Annotated in this window: 3 protein-coding genes and 1 pseudogene; 2 read left to right on the top strand and 2 right to left on the bottom strand. The window is 70.9% G+C overall.

Annotation, left to right across the window (positions count from 1 at the left end):
* Positions 1 to 130 precede the first annotated feature (130 nt).
* Positions 131 to 319: pseudogene (locus H8R17_RS48395) on the top strand (GNAT family N-acetyltransferase); the annotation flags it as partial.
* Here the strand turns inward: H8R17_RS48395 and H8R17_RS44490 are convergent.
* Positions 282 to 1871: an AMP-binding protein gene (locus H8R17_RS44490; RefSeq protein ID WP_187828850.1), complete on the bottom strand. Its 1590-nt coding sequence runs from the start codon at positions 1869 to 1871 to the stop codon at positions 282 to 284. The pseudogene H8R17_RS48395 and the gene H8R17_RS44490 sit on opposite strands and share 38 nt — an antisense overlap.
* Positions 1868 to 3538, bottom strand: a complete 1671-nt coding sequence (locus H8R17_RS44485; protein WP_187828849.1) for an AMP-binding protein — start codon at positions 3536 to 3538, stop codon at positions 1868 to 1870. The genes H8R17_RS44490 and H8R17_RS44485 overlap by 4 nt, the downstream gene beginning before the upstream one ends.
* Before the next feature lie 127 nt (positions 3539 to 3665).
* Here H8R17_RS44485 and H8R17_RS44480 point away from each other — a divergent pair, with 127 nt between their 5' ends.
* Positions 3666 to 4529, top strand: a complete 864-nt coding sequence (locus H8R17_RS44480; RefSeq protein WP_187828848.1) for a LuxR C-terminal-related transcriptional regulator — start codon at positions 3666 to 3668, stop codon at positions 4527 to 4529.
* Positions 4530 to 4640 lie beyond the last annotated feature (111 nt).

The raw sequence follows: 4640 nt of genomic DNA, 5'->3' as shown, positions 1-4640 counted from the left end.
CCCTCGCCAGCACGGCAGGACTCACCCACCCACCGGAGATCAAGACAGCGAGTTATTAATCGGCAAGCCCTAACTACACGGCATTGGGTCTAGTGCCCCGGCAGGCAACGTTCGCCCGTCAAGGAGCAGCCTGGGCTTCCGCACCCTGGCCGAGGCCGAACTGACGCCGGGCCTGCGCCGCATCCGCGCCGTCGAGGCCGAGCACGGCCTCGACCGGTGGCCGCGCGTGTGCATGCGCCGCGACCACCCGCATGCGCGGGACGAGCACCCGCCTGAGTCTTCTAGGCGCCGTACTTCTCCCGCAGCTCCACTTTTCTGACCTTCCCCGACACCGTCATCGGGAAGGTCTCCAGGAGCTGGAGCCGGCTGGGGATCTTGTAGTGCGCCAACTGGCCGTCGCAGAAGGCGCGCAGCTCCTCCAGGGTGAGCGGAAAGGCCGCGTCGGCCGGGATGACGCAGGCGAGCACCTCCTCGCCGTACCGCTCGTGCGGCACGCCGACTACCTGCACGTCCCGGACCTTGGGGTGGCCGTACAGGAACTCCTCGATCTCGCGCGGGTAGATGTTCTCCCCGCCCCGGATGATCATGTCCTTGATGCGGCCGACGATCTCGACGTACCCGTCCTCGCGCATCACCGCGAGGTCGCCGGTGTGCATCCAGCGGCCGGGGTCGACGGCCTCGGCGGTCTTCTCGGGCTCGTTCCAGTAGCCGAGCATCACGCTGTAACCGCGGGTGCACAACTCGCCTGCGCTGCCGCGTGGTTGGGTCACCCCGGTCGACGGGTCGACGACCTTGACCTCGATGTGGGGCAGGACGCGGCCCACGGTGCCCGTGCGGTGTTCCAGGTCGTCCTCCATCCGGGTCTGCAGGGAGACCGGGGACGTCTCGGTCATGCCGTAGCAGATGGAGACTTGCTCCATGTGCATCTCGGCGACCACCCGTTTCATCACCTCCACCGGGCAGGGCGAGCCCGCCATGATGCCGGTGCGCAGGGAGGAGATGTCGTACGACGCGAAGTCGGGGAGGTTCAGCTCCGCGATGAACATGGTCGGTACGCCGTACAGGGACGTGCAGCGCTCCTGCTGGACCGCGCGCAGTGTCGCCGCCGGGTCGAAGGACGGCGCCGGGATGACCATGCAGGCGCCGTGCGAGATCGCGGCGAGGTTCCCCATCACCATGCCGAAACAGTGGTAGTACGGGACCGGAATGCAGATCCGGTCCTGCTCGGTGTACGCGATCAACTCGCCCACGAAGTAACCGTTGTTGAGGATGTTGTGGTGCGAGAGGGTGGCCCCCTTGGGGAAACCCGTGGTACCCGACGTGTACTGGATGTTGATCGGGTCGTCGCAGGACAGCTCCTCGTAGGGAACAGGCGTTCCCCGTGCGATCAGCGCATCCCAGCTCGGGTCCCCGATGAACACGGTCTCTGTCAACTGCGGGCACCTGCTCCGCACCTGCCCGACCATCGCCCGGTAGTCGCTCGCCTTGTGGCTGAGGGAGGCGAACAGCAGGGAGATACCGGCCTGGTTGAGGACGTACTCGACCTCGTGGGTGCGGTAGGCCGGGTTGATGTTCACCAGGATGGCGCCGATGCGGGCCGTGGCGTACTGCACCAGGACCCACTCGGGACAGTTGACCGCCCAGATGCCCACCCGGTCACCCTTGGCGACCCCGCTCGCGAGCAGCGCGTACGCCAGCTCGTCGACGTCGGCGGCGAACCGGGCGTAGGTCCAGCGCCGCCCGGACGGGACGTCGACCAGCGCCTCCCGGTCCGGCCAGGCGGCCACCGCCCGGTCCAGGCCGGCCCCGATCGTGTCGCCGAGCAGGGCGGTCTCGCTCGTCCCGTGCGTGTACGACAGTTCCGAGGTCACCTGAAGTCCTCCTCGCGGTACTCGTCCGCGGACCCCGCGGCTGTGGCCTCGCGCAGCTCGATGCGGCGGATCTTGCCGGAGACGGTCTTGGGCAGCTCCCCGAACTCCAGGCGGCGCACCCGCTTGTAGGGCGCGAGGACCTGCCGGGAGTGCTCGAACAGCACCTTCGCGGAGTCCGGGCCCGGCTCCCAGCCGTCCGCCAGCACGACGTACGCCTTCGGTACGGCCAGCCGCAGCTCGTCCGGCGCGGGGACGACGGCCGCCTCGGCCACCGCGTCGTGCTCCAGCAGCGCGCTCTCCAGCTCGAACGGGGAGATCTTGTAGTCGGAGGCCTTGAAGACGTCGTCGGCGCGGCCGACGTAGGTGAGGTAGCCGTCGGCGTCGCGCGAGCCGATGTCGCCGGTACGGTAGTAGCCGCCGCCCATGGCCTCGGCCGTACGGTCCGGGTCGCCGTGGTAGCCGGTCATCAGACCGACCGGGCGGACGGACAGGTCGAGCGCGATCTCGCCCTCCTCGGCGCCGGGCGCGCCGGTGACCGGGTCGAGGAGTTCGACGCGGTAGCCGGGGCTGGGGCGGCCCATGGAGCCCGTCTTCAACGGCTGGCCGGGGCTGTTGGCGACCTGCACGGCGGTCTCGGTCTGCCCGAAGCCGTCCCGGACGGTCACGCCCCAGGCCCGCCGCACCTGCTCGATGACCTCGGGGTTCAGCGGCTCACCGGCGGCCACGACCTCGCGCGGCGGCGTGCACAGCTGGGTCAGGTCGGCCTGGATGAGCATGCGCCACACCGTCGGCGGGGCGCAGAACGTCGTCACGCCCGCGCGGTCCATCTCCGCCATCAGCCGGGCCGGGTCGAAGCGGGTGTAGTTGTGCAGGAAGACGGTCGCCTCCGCGTTCCACGGGGCGAACAGGTTCGACCAGGCGTGCTTGGCCCAGCCGGGCGAGGAGATGTTCAGATGCACGTCGCCGGGCTTCAGGCCGATCCAGTACATGGTGGTCAGGTGCCCGACCGGGTAAGACGTGTGGGTGTGCTCGACCAGCTTGGGGCGGGCCGTGGTGCCCGAGGTGAAGTACAGCATCAGCGGGTCGTCGGCCCGGGTGGGGCCGTCCGGCGTGAAGGCGTCGGTGGCGTCGTACGCGGTCTCGTACGGCTGCCAGCCGTCCGCCGCGCCGCCGACCACGACGCGCGTGTAGCCGCCGGGCACCTCGGCGAACTTGCCGGTGTCCGCGGCGCGCACGATCGCGTGCCGCACCCGGCCGCGCTCCACCCGGTCCCGCAGGTCGGCGGGGCCGAGCAGCGGGGTGGCCGGGATGACGACGGCGCGCAGCTTCATCGCGGCCAGGGCCGTCTCCCACAGCTCGGCCTGGTTGCCGAGCATCACCAGGATCCGGTCCCCGGCGGCCACTCCCCGCTCGCGCAGCGCGTTCGCGACGCGGTTCGAGCGGGCCGACAGTTCCGCGAAGGACAGCCGGGTCTCCAGGCCGTCCTCCTCGACGATGTGCAGCGCCGTCCGGTCGTTGCCGTCGGCGATGACGTCGAACCAGTCCAGCGCCCAGTTGAACGCGTCGGGCCGCGGCCAGGCGAAGCCCTCGTAGGCGATGGCGTAGTCCTCGCGGTGCTGCAGCAGAAAGTCGCGTGCCTCGCGGAAGCGCTCCGTGGCCGTCGTCATCTGTCCTCCTTGTTGCCGGACCATTGCCGGGCGGCTCCCAGCCATCGTGTAATCCGTGATGCAGGTCTCACTACCCCCGAACGGGGGTGCGCGGCACACGGGTGAACCGTGAGGAATGAGCGGGCACGTGACAGCGGACGCAGCCGACGCGGTGGAGATGCGCAGCGCCCTCGACAGGCTGCGCCGGGCCACCGGGCTCCCGGTCGCCTTCGGCGGCCTCATGGAAACCGGACGGCAGCAGGTGCGCATCAGCGAACTCAGCGGCACCACGACGGGCGCGCTCAGCTCGCTCGCGGTGACCTCCGGCAACGGCCTGGGCGGCAAGGCCGTGGCGCTCGCCCGGCCGTGCGTGGTGACGGACTACTCGGTCTCGCGGCAGATCAGCCACGAGTACGACGCACCGGTCGCCGCGGAGGGCCTGCGCTCCGTGCTGGCCGTACCCGTGGTGGTACGGCGCCGGGTGCGCGGTGTGCTCTACGGCGCCCTGCGCACCGCGCAGCCGCTGGGCGAGCGCATGCTGGACGCCGCCGTCGAGGCGGCGCGGGACGTGGCGCGGGCGCTGGTCGTGCGGGAGGAGGCGCGGACGGCCGCTGCGGAGGCCGGCACGGGCGCCGCGTGGGAGCAGGTACGCGAGGCGCACGCAGCGCTCCGCGCCCTGGCCCCGCGGATCGCGGACCCAGCACTGCGGGAGGAACTGCTCGCTGCGTGCGGGCTGCTGACGGCCGGGGCGGAACCGGCGGACGGAGTACGGCCGGTCGAGGAGGCACGACGGCGGGACGGGGGGCGGCGGGAGGGGGTACGGCTCACGCACCGGGAGGTGGATGTGCTGGCGTGCGTGGCCACCGGCGCCACCAACGCCGTCGCCGCCGAGTGGCTGGGGGTCGGCGCCGAGACCGTGAAGGGATACCTGCGGTCCGCCATGCGCAAGCTCGGCGCCCGCACGCGCGGCGAGGCCGTGGTCGCTGCCCGCCGGACGGGGTGGTTGCCGTAGGTTTGCGCCGGTTTACCGCCTCTGGCCTCACGAATTCACGGCACCAGGAGCTTCAGTGACAGCCAGTCACTTCATGGAGGAAGGGTGCTTCCGACCTGCGATGATTCAGCT

Source organism: Streptomyces sp. TRM68367, from assembly GCF_014495685.1.
Classification (GTDB): domain Bacteria; phylum Actinomycetota; class Actinomycetes; order Streptomycetales; family Streptomycetaceae; genus Streptomyces.
This window is presented reverse-complemented; position numbering and strand designations above follow the sequence as displayed.